Source organism: Paenarthrobacter sp. NyZ202 (genome assembly GCF_049860755.1).
Lineage (GTDB): Bacteria > Actinomycetota > Actinomycetes > Actinomycetales > Micrococcaceae > Arthrobacter.
In genome coordinates this window covers 4376657-4394429 of the sequence record NZ_CP187556.1, presented here as the reverse complement: position 1 = coordinate 4394429, position 17773 = coordinate 4376657, and the positions used below count along the sequence as shown (strand labels likewise).

Genomic DNA, 17773 nt, shown 5'->3' with positions numbered 1-17773 from the left:
GTGTGGTGAACACCCTGGGACCCTGACTTAAGAGGGAGGAAATCCGAATGACGGACTTTAACTGGAACGCGGTCCAGCGACTCGTCGAAGCCAAAAAGCAGGCCATGGTTCGCCAGATGGAAGCTGAAACTAAGTGGCGGGCGGAGTATGAGCCGGTCGTCCGGAAAGTCGCGAACGAAACCGTGCGCTGGACGGTCGCCGAGGTTGCGAAGGCACTGCTCACGGAAGATGAAGTGGAGGAGAGGTTGGCAGATGCGCTCCGTGAGCGTCACGCAGTCGTCGATCCGCTCGCATCGGAAATCGTCGCAACTGTGCGATCGGTCATGTCCGCGATAGTGGCGGAAATCATTGATGGACCGGGCGAAGATTCGGATGCGGGCCCGCTACGGTGCGTAGGTGGGGCCGTCCCCACCAGCACTGCACTGTCCAGCACAACACTTACAGGGGGCGGCCCTGTTTGAGCCTACACGGCTACTCGCGCTCAGGCGGTGCCAACGTTCTGTGTTTCTGTGTTTCTGTGGTGGCGCTTGGTGCCATGCCCTGCTTTGCCCCCGCCCGTGTCCGTCGCGTGGGGTCGGGTGTGTGTAGGTTCCTCGTTGGCAGACCAGGGGGTCGGTCTTCCGACCCCCTGGTCTGTCTTGCCGGGCGTTAGGTGCCCCTGTGGCCCTGGCGGGATGCCCTGTATTCCTGTGTCAGGCGCTCGTGTGCCGCGTAGGCCTCGTCGAATGACGGTGTAAGGAAAGGTACTTCGGTTTCTGATCGCATCCAGGGCCAGTCGTCGTTCCGTCGCGAGCCGTTCATATGTGCGTCTTCTGGCACTGGCACATCCTCGCCTAGTCCGTCGAAGACAAGCTCATCAACGATCCCGCCAACAGTGAACGGATAATCGCAGCGCTTCGCGTAGAACACTTCACCATCTCGGACAAGGCCAACAAGGTAGAACTCGTGCACCCCCACGAAACTTCCCCCGGGAGCGGGCAGGTAGGCAATTTGAATCCTGATATCCCAATTGGAGGCGAACGCCTCGCGTAACGGCAGAGTCAGGTCATACCCCTGCCGGGCCTCCTTCAAGTGCTCGATCAGTTCATCGTTGAATGAATAGTATTCGGCTAGAGGCGACGATCCAGGGGTAGCTTCTTCTTGGTCAGTCAAGTGCTGCGTCCTTTCAGGAGGGGCGTGTAGTTCGATGCTATGGGTCTGTCCTGCTGCCTGACGCTTCTAGGCTCAGGGCTCCCGGCACTGCTTTGGTGCTCTTATTGCGGGCGGCCCGCGCCATTTCGGTTCCGCATGCCCTCGGCGCTGATGTAGTCGTACTGGTCTTCGGTGGCGCCCCTTGGTGAGTTCCAGGCCTGCCTTCACCGCCCTCGCCCCGCGTCCTGCCTTGCCGTCGCCCTGGCGTTCCCCCGCCCGCTTGGCGGCCGCGCGCTCGCTCCTGTGTCTGTGTTTCTGTGTTGCCCCGTTGTTGTGGTGGGTGGCGGGCGTTTCCTGGCCCCGTGCGCGGCCCTGATTGAGGCTGTTTTAGGTGGTGGGCCGGGGGAGTGTGTGGGGTTTCCCGGCTGTTTGCGGCCCCTGGTGGCCCCCGGCAGGGGTTTCCAGGGGCTCCTGGGGTGCGAGGGTGTGCCGTCGTCGTGCTGGTGCCCTGGTGGCCTGGTGGGCTGTCGCTTGGGGGAGTGGATCGGGTGTAGCTCGTCGCGCCGTCGTGCAGTTCGCGGCTGTTTGCTGCCGCCTGGGCGGCTGTGGGCGGCCCATGCAGGGGCCGGCACTTGCGGGGTAGCGAGGGGCGGGGCGGGCCGTTAGGCCCGGTTTTCCGGGGTTTTGCACGCCACTAGTGGGGGGACAAGACAGTTTAGGGGAGCGGCCAGGGGCTGGCACCGCCAGCGCCGCGAGGCCGCTGCAAGCGTCTCTAAGCGCCCGGCGGGGGCGCGGCCTTACAAATACCCCACCCGCACAGGGGAGCGGCCAGCGGGTGCCCTGGGGGAGCGGAGAGAGGCCAAAACCGGTTTAGACCCGGCCCCCGATCCGGGAGCGCGGAGCGCCCCGGCCAGCACCAACCCCCACGACTCCCCCCACCCACACCCCCCAAAACCCCAGCAACAAGGCGACACACACACCCAAACCAGCCACCACCCCGCACCACAGGGCACGCAGTGCCCCCGGAACGCCTAGCACCCAACCCAGCCACCCACAGGACGCCCGGAGGGCGTCGAGAGGCACGGAGTGCCTCGGGCAGGCAAGGCGCGGAGCGCCGCCGCACTGCCCCCCCAGCCTCCCACGTGCTGCCATCCTCCAGCATTTAAGGACTGGGAGACGAAGTTTTGGCAATCGTTACCGAATTGCCTGTATGCACCGTTTCGGCCGAAGGCCCAGTAACGTGCGTAATTTACCATCGCCGTGTAGTTGTAACCTGCGGCGCGCGAGATTTCCTGATCACTTTTCTGAGGTACAGGCGACCTTGACTTGTGGCGCATGGCTGTTCGCAGCCTCAGCCTTCGCTGGGTCCGCCTTTTGGCCGGACTCAATATGGAGTGCGGCGTTAGAGCCAGGCGGGTTCTTCGAATAGGAAAGCTGCTCCGCGCTGACAACTGTAGATGGAAGAATTCCTTCCGAAGACTTTGGTTTGATGGCATCGATGACCCAGCCTGTGCCTGATCTTGAGAAATCCACGACCTGTTCGTACTCGTAACTTTCTGGAGGTCCGCCAGTTGTGTATGTCAGTTCAGTTCGTTCAGTGACCTCTGCGGTGGCGCGGTCTCCAGTGACTTGGAATTTCTCCGATTCAAAGTTCGTACTAATGCCGGAGTAGCCCTGGCCATACCCTGCCAACCTCTTCTTTCGAGCCTTGAGTTCGCTGTACTCAGCTGCGACCTTACTTTTGGACTTGGTACTAAATCTTTGCAGACTCATCTGGTCAGTGGAGTCAAGGCTTTCGCCAACCAGCATCTGCTGGTTTCGCTCATTGATGGCCGACTGCAGGATCGCTGATAGCTCCTTGATTTCGGCCGGTGTTGTCTGAACGGGTTCTGGAGAAGCAGATGCAACTGCAGGTTCGAATGCGCTCAAACCTACGACCACTGCTACTAAAGCGGCGCCTACATGCTTTGCTCTCGTCACTACTTGTCCCCTCTGCGATTGCGGCCGGAGTTTGCAATGCTGAAGCCGGGAATCGATTCATACGTGGATGTCGGCAACCTTCAGTGTTACTCCGCTGATGATCTGAAGTGGCGGCCGTCACCACAAAGTGATGCGTCTCACTGGAAATGGTTTCAACTCGTTGGGTTCGCCGCTGACTATCCACATAGCCGACAAACCCATTGCCCTCCCCAGCCCGCGATGGTTCGATGGGACTCATGGCAACCCCAAATACCGCAGAGAGTTATGTCTTGGCGATCGGGACCAAGAAAGGTCTGTGGCTGGCAACCAGCCCGGACCGCAAGGATTGGTCCCTCTCCGGCCCGCACTTCCTGATGAGCGAGATACCAAGTATCGGGATTGATACGCGGGACGGCACAACACGAATCATGGTGGGTGTCCGTTCCGAGCACTGGGGACCCACTGTTGCCCACTCCGACGACCTCGGCAAGAGCTGGACCGAGCCCGAACACGGCGCCATCACCTTCCCGGACGGCACCGACGCCGCCCTGGAGCGAATTTGGCAGATCTACCCCGACGCCGACTCCCGCCCTGGTGTGGTTTGGGCCGGTTGTGAACCAATTTCGGTCTGGAAATCCACCGACGGCGGGGAGCACTTCGAGTTGAACCGCGGTCTGTGGGACCACCCGCACCGGAGCGAGTGGGGCGCCGGCTACGGCGGCGCGGCCGCCCACTCGATCGTGGTGGACCCGTCGGGCGAGAACGTGCATGTCGCCATGAGCACGGGCGGCGTCTACAGATCGCTCGACGGCGGTACCTCCTGGGAGCCCCGCAACAAGGGGATCTCGGCCTACTTCATGCCGGATCCCAACCCCGAGTTCGGCCAGTGCGTCCACAAAATCGCAGCCGACGCCACTGTGGAAGGCCGTTTGTACGCGCAGAACCACCACGGCGTCTACCGCACGGATGACAACGGTGACAATTGGAATTCAATTGCCGAGGGGTTGCCGGCGGACTTTGGCTTCGTCATGCTGACACACCCCCGCCGGGAAGGGACAGCCTGGGTGATCCCGCTGAAGGCAGACGGCGAACGCATCCCGCCGGGCAGCAAACTCAGCGTTCACCGGACCGCTGACGCGGGAAATTCCTGGACGGAACTGCACACGGGCCTGCCGGACCACGAATACAACGCGGTGCTCCGCGACGCCGCCTCCGTGGATACGGCAGAACCCGTGGGTGTGTACTTTGGAACCCGCGGAGGGTCCGTCTATGCCAGCGCCGACGAGGGCGGGACCTTTACTGAAGTGGCCTCGCACCTGCCGGACGTGCTGTGCGTGAGGGCCGCCGTCGTGGTTGGAAACCCAACGGGCACGGACCAGCCGCTGGCAGTCGCGGAAGCGACGGTGCTGGCAGAGGCTGCAGAGGTCGTCGAGACAGCTGCGAAAGCAGCCGGGACGCCCGGGGACACTGCCAGCGCTCCGGTACCCGGTTAGGTCCGTTGTGGCTGACATTACGGTCCTGCTGCCTGGCGTCCTGCAGCCGCTCGTCGGCGGACAGTCCTACCTGACTGCGTCCGCCGACGGTGCTGTGACCGTTGGACAGTTGCTGGACACCGTGACCGGTGAATACCCGGTGCTGGCCCGGCGCCTGCGCGATGAAACCGGTGCGCTCCGCCGTTTCGTGAATATTTACGTGAACGGCGATGAGGTCCGGAGGCTGAAAGGGCTTGATACGGAAGTTGCGGGCGGCCAGGAGGTCTTGATAATCCAGTCCGTGGCCGGCGGCTGAGCTGGTGTTCGGGGTCGGGCCAGGCTCACTGTGACGGTAGTTCAGGCGACGCGCCAAACACTGCATTCGTCGGTGTTGATGGCTTTCCTCATCCCGGAGATGCGGTCCATGATCCAGACAACACCGATTCCCGGCGCTGTTTCCTGGACGAGTCCGCGGCGGACCACCACGTCATCGTAGGCGGGGCCCACGGACAGTCGGGCCTCGATTTCGTCTCCGCGGTGAAGCTGGCTGACGGCTCGGATTCGTGTGGTTCGGGTTGTGGCATCCTTCAACATGGTGTCCTCCTCCTGACTGGAGCTTGTGCCTGCAGTTGCCGGCTATTCCAGTGTGGAGGGGCAATGTTGCCGACGTATTTCGGCGTGGTTAGGGTCCGGTAAGCATTGCGGGCTGGTCGCGTTTCGGGCTGCTGCCAGAAGACGCGCCGAGTGTTGGCCCGGACTTCCGCGGGCTGGTGCGGACCCCGCTGTAACCTGATGTCGGTTCTTGAGACTCACAGGAACCACAGCCTCCGCCCCCGGGAGATTTCATGGGTTTCTTGCGTCGTTCCATTGCGTTGTCCACAGGCTTGGTGGTGTTCGCCACCGGCCTGTTTTTCGTTCAGGCGCCGGCCACCGCCGTGCCGGCACCAACACCGGACAATCCCAACGTCAGGTTCGTCGAGGGAACCCCGCATTCGGAGCATACGTTCGAGGGCCCGGCCGGGGTGGCGACGCAACCAGCCGACGAATCCGCCGATGTCGAATCCCTCCTGCGGGACGGTGCGGCCGCAACCGGCCCGGGCGGCAGTATCCGCGTGAAGCTCGTGACAGCCAAGCTGGCCGACAACACGAATGCCGTCTCCATGGCCGGGGCCGAGCAGGCAGTTGTTGCCACCAGTAATTACTGGAAAGCCATGACGGACAACAAACTCTCCATGTCCGTGGCCAGCAAGGTCGCCGGCTTCCAGTCCAAGGCGAGGTCCACGGACAGCTACAGCACCATCATGTCCACCATCACCAGCGAACTGACATGGGCTCCGAATCCCTACACGGCACTGGTGATCTTCATCCCCACCAGCACCCTGTCCGGCAATGCCCTGGGTGCCGGCTACAGCAGTGGCAGCTACAGCGGCAGGGTCCTGCTGCCGCAGATCAGCAACTTCACCAACAACGTGATCAGCCACGAGTTCGGGCATGTCATCGGCTTGATGCACGCCGATGCGCTGCAGTGCGGCAGCGGAGCCTCGGACGTGGGCGTCAACAGCAACGGCCAGTTCACCGATCCCTCCTGTTACGTCCGCGAATACGGCGATACCACTGACATCATGGGCGCGGCGCAGTTCGCATCACCGGTGGTCAGTTCCACCCTGTGGGACTATGCGGGCTTGGGCCGCGGAGATGAGATCCGCGACGTCGGTGTGGCCACGGGTGTCAAGAGCTATACCCTCAAGCCGTGGGGAGGCACGGAAGCCCAGCGGGCCATCAAGTTCACGGACCCCGTCAGCAAAGAGGTCTACTACCTTGAACTGCGGCAACCGGTCGGCTACGACAGCTACCTTTCCGGCGCAGGCCGGGAAGGAAACCGCGGCGTAAAAATTGTCCAGCGTGGCGGCGCCACCATTGCCTCCTCCCTGATTCTCATGCCGGACACACGGCCATTCAGTGGCTGGTACAGCTCCAACCATGCCTGGCAGGCGGGCTCGACCTTCACCACGTACACGGGCACACAGGTGACCATCAACTCTGTCAGCTCCACGTCCGCCACGGTCACCATCAACGCCGACCCCAAGCTGAAGGCGCGCATGCGCTTCTCGGCCGGGGATTTCGACGGCGACAAACTCGCCGATGTCATCTCCCGCGAAACCGACGGCTCCCTGCTCCTGTACGCGGGCCTGCCCGGGAACCGGCTGGCCAACCCGGTCCAGATTGGCTCCGGCTGGGGGATCTTTAATTCCGTGATCGGCACCTCTGATTTCAACGGTGACGGTTTCCCGGACATTCTGGCCCGGACCAGTGACGGCGCACTCTGGCTCTACCCCGGCAACGGCAAGGGCGGATTCCTGGCCCGGAGCCAGGTGGGTGTTGGATGGCAGGGCTTTACGAGGTTGCTGGCCGTTGGCGACTTCAGTGGAGACGGCCGCGCGGACCTGATGGCCACGACCACCGACGGCCGGCTGTGGCTCTACCCGGGCAACGGCGCAGGAGGCTTTCTGACGCAGCAGCAGGTTGGACAGGGATGGGATGCCTTCACCAGCCTTACCCCTGCAGGCAGCTTCGGCGGCGGGAAGGCCGGGCTCCTCGCCCGCACGGGCGATGGCACCCTCTATGTCTACCCCGGCGATGGCAAGGGGGGCTTCCTGCCGCGTGCCGCCGTCGGGAGCGGTTGGAACCAGGCCGGTGACATTGTTGGCGGGCAGGATCTGACCGGTGATGCAACCGCCGATGTTCTGACCGCCAGCGGCGCGGACATGCGCGTCTACCCCGGCGACGGGTCCGGCTTTGCCGACCGGCTCGCCATCGGTACCGGATGGAGCGCGTTCCGCCAGGTATGGGAAGCCGGGGACTTCGACGGCGACGGCGTGGCCGACATCCTGGCCCGCGGCACTGACGGCGCACTCTGGCTCTACCCGGGCAACGGCTCGGGCGGCTTCCTGCCGCGGGTCCAAGTGGGGAGCGGGTGGAACATGTTCACCGCGGTTCTGTCGGCAGGTGATTTCGACGGCGATCGGCGCCCGGACCTGGTGGGCCGGGCCTCCGATGGAACGCTGTGGCTCTATCCGACCGACGGGTCGGGGCGATTCCTGCCCCGGAAACAGATCGGCACAGGCTGGCAGGGCTTCACGCAGTTGCTGGCTCCCGGCGACTTCACGGGTGATGGCAAGCCGGACATCGTGGGCCAGACCAGCGACGGTGTGTTGTGGGTCTACCCGGGCAATGGCTCGGGCGGGTTCCTGGCGCGGAAACAGATCGGAAGCGGCTGGAACATGTTCAACCTGGTGCTTCAGGCAGGGGACTTCAACGGCGACGGACGTGAAGACCTGCTGGGCCGCGCAGCCGATGGCGGGTTGTGGCTGTACCCGGGCAATGGTTCGGGCGGGTTCCTCCAGCGCTCGTACCTTGGTTCCGGCTGGAACATGTTCTCCGGCATGGCCGCCCTCGGCAACGGGTTCACGGGTACCGGTGATCCTGCCGTTGTGGGTGTTGCCGGAGACGGCACACTGCTCATGTATTCCGGGACCGGGCGCGGGGCCTTCAAACCGGTGGTGCTGAACCCGCGGTAGATGGTTTTTTCTTGTGGGATACGCGGGAATGCCCGGCATGTGGGGGAACATGCCGGGCATTTTCGCGTGTCGTCACCGATGGACGCGCCCTGGAACCGGAAGGGCGCAGCGGGTGTTACTTGTGCAGTCCCAGCTGGGCCGTGGGAACTTTGGCAGATTCACGGGCAGTCAGCGCGGAGACGGCGGCGATCACGCAGATGACACCGCTGAAGATGGAGATCTGGACCCATCCGCCGGGCTTGGTGCCGCCCATCGCAGTGACGATCGCCGGAGCAAAACCTGCCATGAGGAAGCCGAGCTGGGTGCCGATGGCCAGGCCGGAGAAGCGGACCTTGGTGCTGAACATTTCACCGTAGAAGGACGGCCATACGGCGTTGGCTGCTGCGTATCCGAAGGAGAAGAACACCACGGAGACCAGGAACATAAGCGGTACGTTGCCGGATTCCAGCGTCAGGAGGAAGACCGGGGTCATGATGGCACTGGCCAGTGCGCCATAGATGAAGACTGGCTTGCGGCCGATCTTGTCGGCGAGCATGCCGAACAGGGGCTGCGTGCCCAGAGCCACGATGTTGGCCACCACTACCAGCCAGAGGGTGATCGTGCTGCTGACGTGGGCCACATCCTGGGCGTACTTGATGGCCAGGGTGCCGAAGACCGTGCTGACTGCGGCGATGAAGGCGCAGCAGATGACGCGGAGAACGTCCCGCCAGTGCAGTCTCAGGAGGTCGGCCACGGGAAGTTTGGCGATCTGGTTGTTCTTCTTGGCTTCTGCGAAGGCGGGCGGCTCATGCAGTGTGCGGCGGATGAAGTAGGCAACGATGACCACCACGGCGCTCAACCAGAACGGGATGCGCCAGCCGATGCCGTACTTGATGTCGTCGGGCAGTGCCACCACCGGGATGAAGACCAGTGCTGCCAGGATTTGGCCGCCCTGGGTGCCTGTCAGGGTCCAGGAGGTGAAGAAGGAGCGGCGGTTGTCCGGCGCGTGTTCCAGCGTCATGGATGAAGCGCCGGCCTGCTCGCCGGCCGCGGAAAGGCCCTGGCAGAGACGGGCCAGGACCAGCAGGACCGGAGCCCACCAACCGATGGTCTTGAAGTCGGGAAGGCAGCCGATCACGAAGGTGGCCGCACCCATGAGGACCAGGGTAAACATGAGGACTTTTTGCCGGCCGATCCTGTCACCGAAGTGACCCAGGATGATGGCGCCGACCGGACGTGCGACGTAGGCGAAGCCGAAGGTCGCGAAGGACATGATGGCTGCATTGGCGTCAGCGTCAGGGAAGAAGACGTGCGGGAAGATCAACGCTGCGGCGGATCCGAAGATGAAGAAGTCGTAGTACTCAACGGCGCTGCCCAGGAAGCTGGCGAGTGCGGCTTTCTTGGGTGTACCCGTTGTTGATTCAGTGCCGGGCGTCGCTGACGGCATTGTTTGGCTCATGGGAGGTTCCTTCTGTGACAACGATGTCGCGGGTAAAGCAAGGAGGGATCGCGAGCGAGGTGCGGCTGGCTTATCCCGACAGTAACCACATGGTGAGAGCTACTTGTGCAATACAGCAATAGTGGCTGTGAGTGCGGTCACTTGTCAAGAGAAGTAATCACCATCTAGAAATAGCTCTCACTATGTGGGAGCATTTCCCTTATGAGTGTGAAAGAGGACACAAAGACCGACATGGTGGGCAAGGCTCTGAGCCTTTTGGTTTTGCTTGGCGACGAACCGAAGGGCGCCAGCGCCGCGGACCTTGCGCGAAGTGCGGGGTTGCCGTTCAGCACCACTTACCGACTGCTTGGCTCGCTGACACGCGACGGGTTTGTGGACTATGAGGCGGATGGTCGCCGCTATCACCTGGGCCTTCGTGTATTCCAACTTGGGCAGCGGGTTTCCAACCATCACGGTTTTGCCGCTACTGCACTGCCCGTGCTCCAGCGAGTCACCGAGCGAACACATGAGGCCACCATCCTGTCAGTGCGCGACGGCGACCATCATCTGACGGTCAACAAGGTCGATGGCCCCAAGACTTTCCGGGTGACCAGCGATCCGGGCCACCTCGGAGCCCTGCATACGACGTCGGTTGGCAAAGCGATCGTCGCCTTCGAAGAGGACGCGGAACGCAAGCGCCTCCTGGAGGAGCTTCCGCTGGAGGCCTTGACGGAGCACTCCATCACGGACCGCGACAAGTTCCGCGAGGAGATCGAGCAGGTCCGCCGCCAGGGCTACGCGGTGATGGATGAGGAAAACGAGATAGGGATGCGGGCCGTGGCTGTCCCGGTCCTCAATTCCCAGGGCCATGCCTTCGCTTCGATCGCCACCGCTGTTCCCGTGTTCCGCCTGACCATGGAGGAACTCATCGCCCATGTGCCCACCCTGCAGGAAGCCGCTGCCGAACTCGCGGCCCGCCTGCCCCAGCGCTGACCCAACTGGGTCGCATTAGTGCGCGTTTTGACCGCGCTAAACGCGCTTAAGTGCGACCTAGTTGGGGGGAGAGGGGGAGCGCGGGGGAAAAATGTTCGCGATAAGAACAGGCGTGCGGAATATGAACAACTGTAGTAATCTGAATCATACGTTCGGTCCGAACAGCGTTGAGCGCTTCGGGCAGGCCGTGAAAGTAAAAGGAGCTTGAGGATGAGCAACCGAGCCGAATCCGTTCTGGTGGGCCTGATTGGCGAAGGCGTGATGCCCTCGCTGACTCCGCCCATGCATGAACGCGAGGCCGATGTGCAGGGCCTTCGCTTGCTGTACCGCCCCATCGACCTGCTGGAGCTCGCGCTGCCGGCCATCGCCGTCGGGCAGCTCCTCGCAGCCGCCCGGCAGATGGGCTTCAACGGCCTCAACATCACCCACCCCTGCAAGCAGCTGGTCCTGGGGCACCTTGACGAAATTTCCGACGACGCCCGCCGCCTGGGTGCCGTAAATACGGTCCTGATCCAGGACGGCCGGTTCGTCGGCCACAACACGGACTTCTCCGGCTTCGGCGCGGCGCTCAGCAATGGACTCCCGAAGGCCAAGCTCGACCATGTTGTCCAACTGGGCGCCGGAGGTGCCGGCTCCGCCGTCGCCTATGCCCTGCTCAAGGCCGGCGCCAAGCACCTTGACCTCGTGGACATGGACGCAAGCCGTGCCGCCGAACGCGCTGCCGAACTCGGCGAACTCTTCCCGGCCGCAAGCGTCACACCGCGCAGCACCTCTGAGCTGGGCCGCATCATGCCCGAGGCCGACGGCCTGGTGCACTGCACCCCGATCGGCATGGCCGCCCACCCGGGCCTGCCCCTGGACATCGACCTCCTGGAACCGCGGCACTGGGTGGCGGACATCGTCTACCGCCCCATTGAAACTCAACTGGTCCGCGAGGCGCGCGCCAAGGGTTGTGACGTGCTCGACGGCGGTCGCATGGCAGTTGGTCAGGCGGCGGACGCCTTCAAGATCTTCACTGGCAGGGACGCTGACCGCGACCGCATGCGTGAACACTTCCTGGACCTCATCGCCGCCGAAGAATCCGCACTCGTGAAGGCGGCCCACTGATGCGCACGGGAATCGCCACGGTCTGCCTGTCCGGCACGCTGAAGGAGAAGATGCAGGCCTGCGCCATCGCCGGGTTCGACGGCATCGAGATCTTCGAGCAGGACCTCGTCACCTCCTCGCTCAGCCCCGAAGACGTTCGTAAGATGGCGGCGGACCTGGGTCTCGGCCTTGATCTGTACCAGCCGTTCCGCGATTTCGACGGCGTCACACCGGACCTGCTGAAAGCCAACCTCAAGCGCGCGGAAGCCAAGTTCAAGCTGATGGCCCGCCTTGGCATGGACACCATCCTGGTCTGCTCCAACGTGGCCACAGCGACCATTGACGATGACCAATTGCGGGCGGAACAGCTGGCCGAACTTGCCGAACTGGCCGGGGACCACGGCGTCAAGGTCGCCTACGAAGCATTGGCTTGGGGCAAGTATGTCAACGACTACGAACACGCCTACCGCCTGGTGGAGATGGTGGACCACCCCAATCTGGGCACGTGCCTTGACTCGTTCCACATCCTCTCCCGGGATTGGGACACGGCGCCGATCGAGGATATCAACGCGGAGAAGATCTTCTTCGTCCAGGTAGCCGACGCCCCCAAGCTGACCATGGATGTGCTGTCCTGGAGCCGCCACTACAGGGTTTTCCCCGGGGAGGGCCAGTTCGAGCTCGCCAAGTTCATGGGACATGTGGTCCGCGCTGGGTACACGGGCCCGGTTTCCCTGGAGGTCTTCAATGATGTGTTCCGCCAATCGGACGTGGAGCGGACGGCCGTGGATGCCATGCGCTCCCTCATCTGGCTGGAGGAACAGAGCGCCAAGTGGCTGGCAAGCAGCCCGGCGTCCGGCTCGGCAGGAGCCCAAGAGAACTCCCGCCGTCGTTATCCCATGGAACTGGCCACCCTGCCCAAGGTGAACGAGCCCGCCGGGTTCAACTTCGCCGAGGTCAAGGCTGACGACACTGCGCAGCTGGAGAAGCTCCTGGGCCAGCTCGGCTTCGAGTTCGAGGGCCGGCACCGGACCAAGGACGTGCAGTTGTGGACCATGGGCCAGGCAAGGGTGATCATCAACGAACAGGCGGCCTCGCATACGGAACCGGCTATCGCCGCGTTGGGGTTCGACGTCGACTCTCCGGTGATTGCCTCCGCTCGCGCCCAGCAACTCAAGGCGCCAGTGGTCGCCCGGAAGGTGCAGGCGGACGAGGAAGTGTTCCAGGGTATTTCTGCACCGGACTCCACCGAGATCTTCCTGTGCCAAGGCAACCCGGACGGAACGGCCGCGTGGACGCAGGAGTTCGGCGAGGGGCTGGAGCACCCGCGGGCACAGCAAAGTGCCGTGATTGATCACGTGAACCTGGCCCAGCCATGGCAGCACTTCGACGAAGCCGTCCTCTTCTACACCAGCGCCCTCGCCCTGGAACCGCAACCGTTCGCCGAGGTGCCCAGTCCCAGCGGCCTGGTCCGCTCGCAGGTCATGGAGACCAGCAATGGTGCGGTGCGGCTGGTGCTGAACCTCGCCCCTGCGCAGCAGGCCGAAAAGGCACGCAAAACGTATCAGGAACACATCGCCTTCGCCGTCGACGACCTCGTGGCAACAGCCCGGTCGGCGCGGGACCGCGGCCTTGAGTTCCTGCAGATTCCGGCCAACTACTACGAGGACCTGGATGCGCGGTTCGATCTTGAACCCGGATTCCTGGACACGCTCCAGGAACTCAACCTCCTGTATGACCGGGACGCCAACGGCGAATTCCTCCACTTCTACACCGCCACGGTGGGCAGCGTGTTCTTTGAAATGGTGGAGCGCCGCGGCAACTACAACGGCTACGGAGCCCCGAACGCCCCGGTCCGCCACGCCGTCCAATACGACTCACTCCACCGGGCGTAGCTGCCCGGACCCGACAAAGAATCCATAGAAAGGAGCCGGCTGTGCCGCAAGACAACACCGCACAAGCCCTCGAATCGGAGGAACTGGTGCCGCCAGCTGAGCCACACGCCGCGCATGAGTCCAAGAAGGTGGAAACGCAGGCGGACCTCAGTGCCGAGATCAAGGCGATCGGCGAGCGCTATGCCGAGGCCCTGAAGAACGGCAAGGCACCGGAAACCATGCCGCGCCTGGACTACGCGCCCTACCGCAGCTCCATCCTGCGCCACCCCACCAAGAACCTGCACCACGCAGATCCGGAGACCATCGAGCTGTACTCGCCGGCGTTCGGCCACCAGGACGTGCACGCGCTGGAGTCGGACCTGACCATCCAGCACAACGGCGAGCCGCAGGGTGAACGCATCATCGTCTCCGGCCGGGTCCTCGACGGTGACGGCCGCCCGGTTGCCGGGCAGCTCGTGGAAATCTGGCAGGCCAACGCCGCCGGACGCTACATCCACAAGCGCGACCAGCACCCCGCCCCGCTCGACCCGAACTTCACCGGCGTCGGACGTTGCATCACGGGTGCCGACGGCTCCTACTCCTTCACCACCATCAAGCCCGGTGCGTACCCGTGGAAGAACCACCTCAACGCCTGGCGCCCGGCCCACATCCACTTCTCCATGTTCGGTTCGGAGTTCACCCAGCGGATCGTCACCCAGATGTACTTCCCGGGTGACCAGCTCTTCCCGTTGGACCCGATCTACCAGTCGATCGTGGACCAGGACGCCCGTGACCGCCTGGTTGCGCAGTACGACCACGAGCTGACCAGCCCCGAATGGGCCCTCGGCTACAAGTGGGACATCATCCTGACCGGTTCCAAGCGGACCTGGACCGAGAACGAAGCATACGGCGACGCCGGGGACGAGGAGTAAGCACATGAGCAAGCTGACACCCACACCGGGCCAGACCGTCGGACCCTTCTACGGCTACGCCCTTCCCTTTAACAAGGACAACGAACTCCTGGCACCGGGCAGCCCCGGCAGCATCCGGCTCCAGGGCACGGTGTACGACGGTGCGGGCAACACCATCCCCGACGCCATCCTGGAAATTTGGCAGCCGGACTCCGACGGCAACATCGTCCAGCGCACCGGCTCCCTGGTCCGCGATGGCTACACCTTCACCGGTTGGGGCCGCGGTTCCGTCGGCAACTCCGGCGTGTACACCTTCACGACGGTCAACCCGGGGCCGCTTAAACCCGGAGCGGCGCCGTTCATCTCCGTGGCGGTCTTCGCCCGTGGCCTCATGAACCGCCTCTTCACCCGCGTCTACCTGCCGGAAAACGAGGAAGCGCTGGCAAACGATCCACTGTTGAGCTCGCTTGACCCCGAACGCCGCAAGACGCTGATCGCACGCCGCGATCCCGACGGTGGACTCTCCTGGGACATCCGCCTGCAGGGTGGCGACGAGACCGTGTTCCTGGACTTCCAGCAGGACGGTTCGCTGGATCTGGCCTCGGACCAGTCATGACCGACGGCGACTTCGGCCTCCTAAGCCCCGTCACTGCCTCGCCTGCGGTGACGGCGTTGACGGGCGACCGTGCCGTGATTGCGGCGATCCTCGACGTCGAAGCTGCCTGGGCGGCTGTCCTCGAGGAAGCCGGGCTCGCCCCCGAAGGTTCGGCAGCTGTGGTGGCCGAAGCCGCCGACCCCGGGCGCTATGACCTCGCCGTCATCGCCGAACGTGCCCAAGGCGGCGCCAACCCGGTAATCCCGCTGCTCGGTGAACTCCGCGCGAACGTGCGCAGCTTGGACGCCGACGCGGTCGGTGCGGGCAAGGCCGTCCACACCTCGCTCACCAGCCAGGACGTGCTGGACTCGGCTCTCATGCTGCTGGCCAGCCGCACCGTTTCGGCGTTGCTGGTTGAGATTAAGGGCACGACGACGGCGCTCGCCACCCTGGCGGAACAGCATGCGGACACGCTGTGCGTGGGCAGGAGCCTGACGCAGCATGCCCTTCCTTACACGTTCGGGCTTAAGGTGGCGCAGTGGTTCCAAGGGGTGGCTGCGGCTGCGTCGCGGTTGGCTTCGCAGGAGTTGCCGGTGCAGTTTGGCGGTGCCAGTGGAACGTTGGCATCCGGGTCCAAACTGACAGCCGGCTCTTCAGAGACGCCCTTCACGTTGGCCGACTCCTTGGCTTCCAAGCTCGGCCTGGCCGCAGTTCCGGCTCCATGGCACACCAACCGCTTGGCTGTGACTTCCCTGGGCGATTCCCTGGCTTCCCTGCTGGATGCCTTTGGCAAGATCGCTGCGGACCTGGTGTTCCTGAGCCGCCCGGAAGTTGGCGAACTCGGCGAACCCCTGGCTGCCGGGCGTGGGGTGTCGTCCGCCATGCCCCAGAAACAGAACCCTGTGCTGTCCGTGCTGATCCGCAGTGCGGCCCTCCAAGCTCCGGGTCTTGGTTCCCAGCTCCACCTGGCCGCTGCGAGCTTCAACGACGAGCGGCCGGACGGTGCCTGGCACACGGAATGGCCGGCGCTGCGTCGGCTCCTCGCGCTGGCGCTCGGTGCCGCGCTTCAATTGCGCGAGCTCGCGGAAGGTGTCCGGGTGTTCCCCGAGGCCATGCGCAGGAACCTGGAGATCTCGGGGCCGCTGCTCCTCAGCGAAGGTGTGGCGGCCGCCGTCGCACCTCTCCTCGGCGAGGACGGGAAGCAAAAGCTGCAGGCCGTCGTCGACGAAACCCTGGCAGTGCCGGGACCCGAGCAGGCGGACACCTACCGCAAGCTCCTCCGCGAGGCCGTCCCGCCGGACACGCTGTCCGACGAAGAGCGGGACGCCTTGCTGGATCCCGCGAGCTACCTCGGTGAGGCCCGGGAAATCAGCCGCCGCATCCTCGCCGCCTACCCGGACTTCACCGCTTCAACGAACGGAGCCTCTGATGACTAAGCCAACCGTCAAGGCCGTGCTGCTCTCACCGCAGCGCGAGCTCGGCGCCAAACCGCTGCTGGTGGTGGGTCCCTCGCTGGGCACGTCCACGGTTCTCTGGTCCGAAACCGCCGCCTTGCTCGGCGACGAGTACGACGTCATCGGCTGGGACCTCCCCGGCCACGGCATCTCGCCGGCCGCCACGGAAGGTTTCGATGTCCCGGAACTGGCGGACGCCGTCGTCGATCTTGTGGAATCTGTAGTTCCGCCAGGAAAAACAGCAGTGAGGTTCCATTACGCGGGCGTCTCGCTGGGCGGGGCCACGGGCCTGCAGCTTGGCATCAAGCACGGCGACCGCCTCCGCAGCCTGTCCGTGCAGTGCTCCGGCGCCAAGCTCGGCACGCCGGAAGGTTGGCTGGAGCGCGCGGAAACCGTGCGAAAACTAGGCACTCCGGTGATGATCCAGGGCTCGGCAGAGCGGTGGTTCGCCAAGGGGTTCATGGACCGCCAGCCGGACATCAGCAGCCGGCTCCTGCACGCCCTTCGCGACGCGGACCGCTTCGGCTATTCGTTCTGCTGCGAAGCCCTTGCTGCGTTTGATGTCCGCGAGCAGCTCGGCAGCATCACGGTTCCCACCCAAGCGATTGCCGGCGTCGAAGACACAGTGGCGCCGCCGCCGTTCGCCGAGGCGGTGGTGGCCGGCGTGAGCGCCGGTGGCACGTTCGCTGTGGCGGAAGCGCTCGACGGCGTCGCGCACCTCGCGCCTGCTGAGGCGCCGGGCGTCGTGGCTGGATTGATGCGGAACTTCATGAAGGAGAACGGACTGTGAACACTGTTAACCCGGAGCGGAGCGGCGACGCTTCCCGCTATGGCGCCGTCCAGCCCGAGGCTACCGGACGGGACATCTACGACGCCGGCATGGTGGTGCGGCGCGAAGTGCTCGGCGACGCGCATGTGGACCGGGCGAACGCCGGCATCGACTCCTTCACCGAGGACTATCAGGACATGATCACCAGGATCGCCTGGGGTGGGATCTGGACACGGCCGGGGCTGAGCAGGCAGATGCGTTCCGCGGTCACCCTTACCGCGCTGGTGGCGCACGGTCACTGGGAGGAGCTGGCCATGCACGTCCGGGCCGCCCTCAACAACGGCCTGAGCAGGGACGAGATCAAGGAAATCCTGTTGCAGACCGCGATCTATTGCAGCGTGCCGTCGGCCAACTCGGCGTTCAAGACGGCCCAAAAAGTATTCGCAGAAATCGACGCTGCATCCACCCCCAACTCACCCAACTAGGTCGCAGTTAAGCGCGTTTAGACCCCTCAAAACGCGCACAAATGCGACTCAG

Annotated in this window: 17 protein-coding genes; 12 read left to right on the top strand and 5 right to left on the bottom strand. The window is 64.1% G+C overall.

The features are described 5' to 3' along the window. Nucleotides 1-47: 47 nt before the first annotated feature. A complete protein-coding gene (locus ACPFL9_RS20380; protein ID WP_426004863.1) occupies nucleotides 48-461 on the top strand; it encodes a hypothetical protein in 414 nt (137 codons plus the stop codon). A 187-nt stretch (nucleotides 462-648) separates the two neighbouring features. On the opposite strand, the gene ACPFL9_RS20375 is transcribed toward ACPFL9_RS20380, so the two are convergent. The 3 genes from ACPFL9_RS20375 to ACPFL9_RS20365 form a co-directional block, all read right to left on the bottom strand. Continuing rightward, on the bottom strand, nucleotides 649-1152 hold the full coding sequence (locus tag ACPFL9_RS20375; protein WP_426004862.1) for a hypothetical protein: 504 nt from the start codon (nucleotides 1150-1152) through the stop codon (nucleotides 649-651). A 1010-nt stretch (nucleotides 1153-2162) separates the two neighbouring features. Then, entirely contained in the window at nucleotides 2163-2387 is a 225-nt protein-coding gene (locus ACPFL9_RS20370) for an amidase domain-containing protein (RefSeq protein WP_426004861.1), read from the bottom strand. 40 nt (nucleotides 2388-2427) lie between these two features. Next, nucleotides 2428-3060 (bottom strand): hypothetical protein, encoded by a 633-nt coding sequence (locus tag ACPFL9_RS20365; protein WP_426004860.1) that lies wholly within the window; start codon nucleotides 3058-3060, stop codon nucleotides 2428-2430. A 278-nt stretch (nucleotides 3061-3338) separates the two neighbouring features. Between ACPFL9_RS20365 and ACPFL9_RS20360 the strand changes: the two genes are divergently transcribed. Both ACPFL9_RS20360 and ACPFL9_RS20355 read left to right on the top strand, forming a co-directional pair. Further along, nucleotides 3339-4583, top strand: coding sequence for a WD40/YVTN/BNR-like repeat-containing protein (locus ACPFL9_RS20360; protein ID WP_426004859.1), 1245 nt, complete (start codon nucleotides 3339-3341; stop codon nucleotides 4581-4583). 7 nt (nucleotides 4584-4590) lie between these two features. Beyond that, nucleotides 4591-4878: a MoaD/ThiS family protein gene (locus ACPFL9_RS20355; protein WP_387439476.1), complete on the top strand. Its 288-nt coding sequence runs from the start codon at nucleotides 4591-4593 to the stop codon at nucleotides 4876-4878. 41 nt (nucleotides 4879-4919) lie between these two features. Here the strand turns inward: ACPFL9_RS20355 and ACPFL9_RS20350 are convergent, their stop codons facing one another. Beyond that, nucleotides 4920-5156 (bottom strand): hypothetical protein, encoded by a 237-nt coding sequence (locus ACPFL9_RS20350; protein ID WP_426004858.1) that lies wholly within the window; start codon nucleotides 5154-5156, stop codon nucleotides 4920-4922. A 251-nt stretch (nucleotides 5157-5407) separates the two neighbouring features. On the opposite strand from ACPFL9_RS20350, the gene ACPFL9_RS20345 reads away from it, so the two are divergent. Further along, complete coding sequence (locus ACPFL9_RS20345; protein WP_426004857.1) at nucleotides 5408-8140, top strand: FG-GAP-like repeat-containing protein; 2733 nt, start codon at nucleotides 5408-5410, stop codon at nucleotides 8138-8140. A 115-nt stretch (nucleotides 8141-8255) separates the two neighbouring features. Here ACPFL9_RS20345 and ACPFL9_RS20340 read toward each other — a convergent pair whose 3' ends face one another. Beyond that, complete coding sequence (locus ACPFL9_RS20340; RefSeq protein ID WP_426004856.1) at nucleotides 8256-9578, bottom strand: MFS transporter; 1323 nt, start codon at nucleotides 9576-9578, stop codon at nucleotides 8256-8258. A 201-nt stretch (nucleotides 9579-9779) separates the two neighbouring features. Here ACPFL9_RS20340 and ACPFL9_RS20335 point away from each other — a divergent pair, with 201 nt between their 5' ends. From ACPFL9_RS20335 to pcaC, 8 genes are all read left to right on the top strand, one after another. Beyond that, the gene (locus tag ACPFL9_RS20335; protein WP_426004854.1) at nucleotides 9780-10550 is read left to right on the top strand and encodes an IclR family transcriptional regulator; all 771 of its coding nucleotides are present in this window, start codon (nucleotides 9780-9782) and stop codon (nucleotides 10548-10550) included. Between the two features lie 210 nt (nucleotides 10551-10760). After that, nucleotides 10761-11657 carry a shikimate dehydrogenase gene (locus ACPFL9_RS20330; protein ID WP_426004853.1) on the top strand — a complete coding sequence of 299 codons (897 nt, stop codon included), beginning with the start codon at nucleotides 10761-10763 and terminating at the stop codon, nucleotides 11655-11657. Continuing rightward, the gene (locus ACPFL9_RS20325; RefSeq protein ID WP_426004852.1) at nucleotides 11657-13528 is read left to right on the top strand and encodes a bifunctional sugar phosphate isomerase/epimerase/4-hydroxyphenylpyruvate dioxygenase family protein; all 1872 of its coding nucleotides are present in this window, start codon (nucleotides 11657-11659) and stop codon (nucleotides 13526-13528) included. Before ACPFL9_RS20330 ends, ACPFL9_RS20325 begins: the two co-directional genes overlap by 1 nt. A 41-nt stretch (nucleotides 13529-13569) precedes the next feature. Further along, complete coding sequence (gene pcaH, locus ACPFL9_RS20320; RefSeq protein ID WP_426004851.1) at nucleotides 13570-14439, top strand: protocatechuate 3,4-dioxygenase subunit beta; 870 nt, start codon at nucleotides 13570-13572, stop codon at nucleotides 14437-14439. 4 nt (nucleotides 14440-14443) lie between these two features. Continuing rightward, nucleotides 14444-15034 carry a protocatechuate 3,4-dioxygenase subunit alpha gene (pcaG, locus tag ACPFL9_RS20315; protein ID WP_426004849.1) on the top strand — a complete coding sequence of 197 codons (591 nt, stop codon included), beginning with the start codon at nucleotides 14444-14446 and terminating at the stop codon, nucleotides 15032-15034. Then, nucleotides 15031-16449 (top strand): lyase family protein, encoded by a 1419-nt coding sequence (locus tag ACPFL9_RS20310; RefSeq protein WP_426004848.1) that lies wholly within the window; start codon nucleotides 15031-15033, stop codon nucleotides 16447-16449. Before pcaG ends, ACPFL9_RS20310 begins: the two co-directional genes overlap by 4 nt. Beyond that, nucleotides 16442-17257: an alpha/beta fold hydrolase gene (locus ACPFL9_RS20305; RefSeq protein WP_426004847.1), complete on the top strand. Its 816-nt coding sequence runs from the start codon at nucleotides 16442-16444 to the stop codon at nucleotides 17255-17257. Before ACPFL9_RS20310 ends, ACPFL9_RS20305 begins: the two co-directional genes overlap by 8 nt. Next, nucleotides 17254-17721: a 4-carboxymuconolactone decarboxylase gene (gene pcaC / locus ACPFL9_RS20300; protein ID WP_426004846.1), complete on the top strand. Its 468-nt coding sequence runs from the start codon at nucleotides 17254-17256 to the stop codon at nucleotides 17719-17721. The genes ACPFL9_RS20305 and pcaC overlap by 4 nt, the downstream gene beginning before the upstream one ends. Nucleotides 17722-17773: the final 52 nt, after the last annotated feature.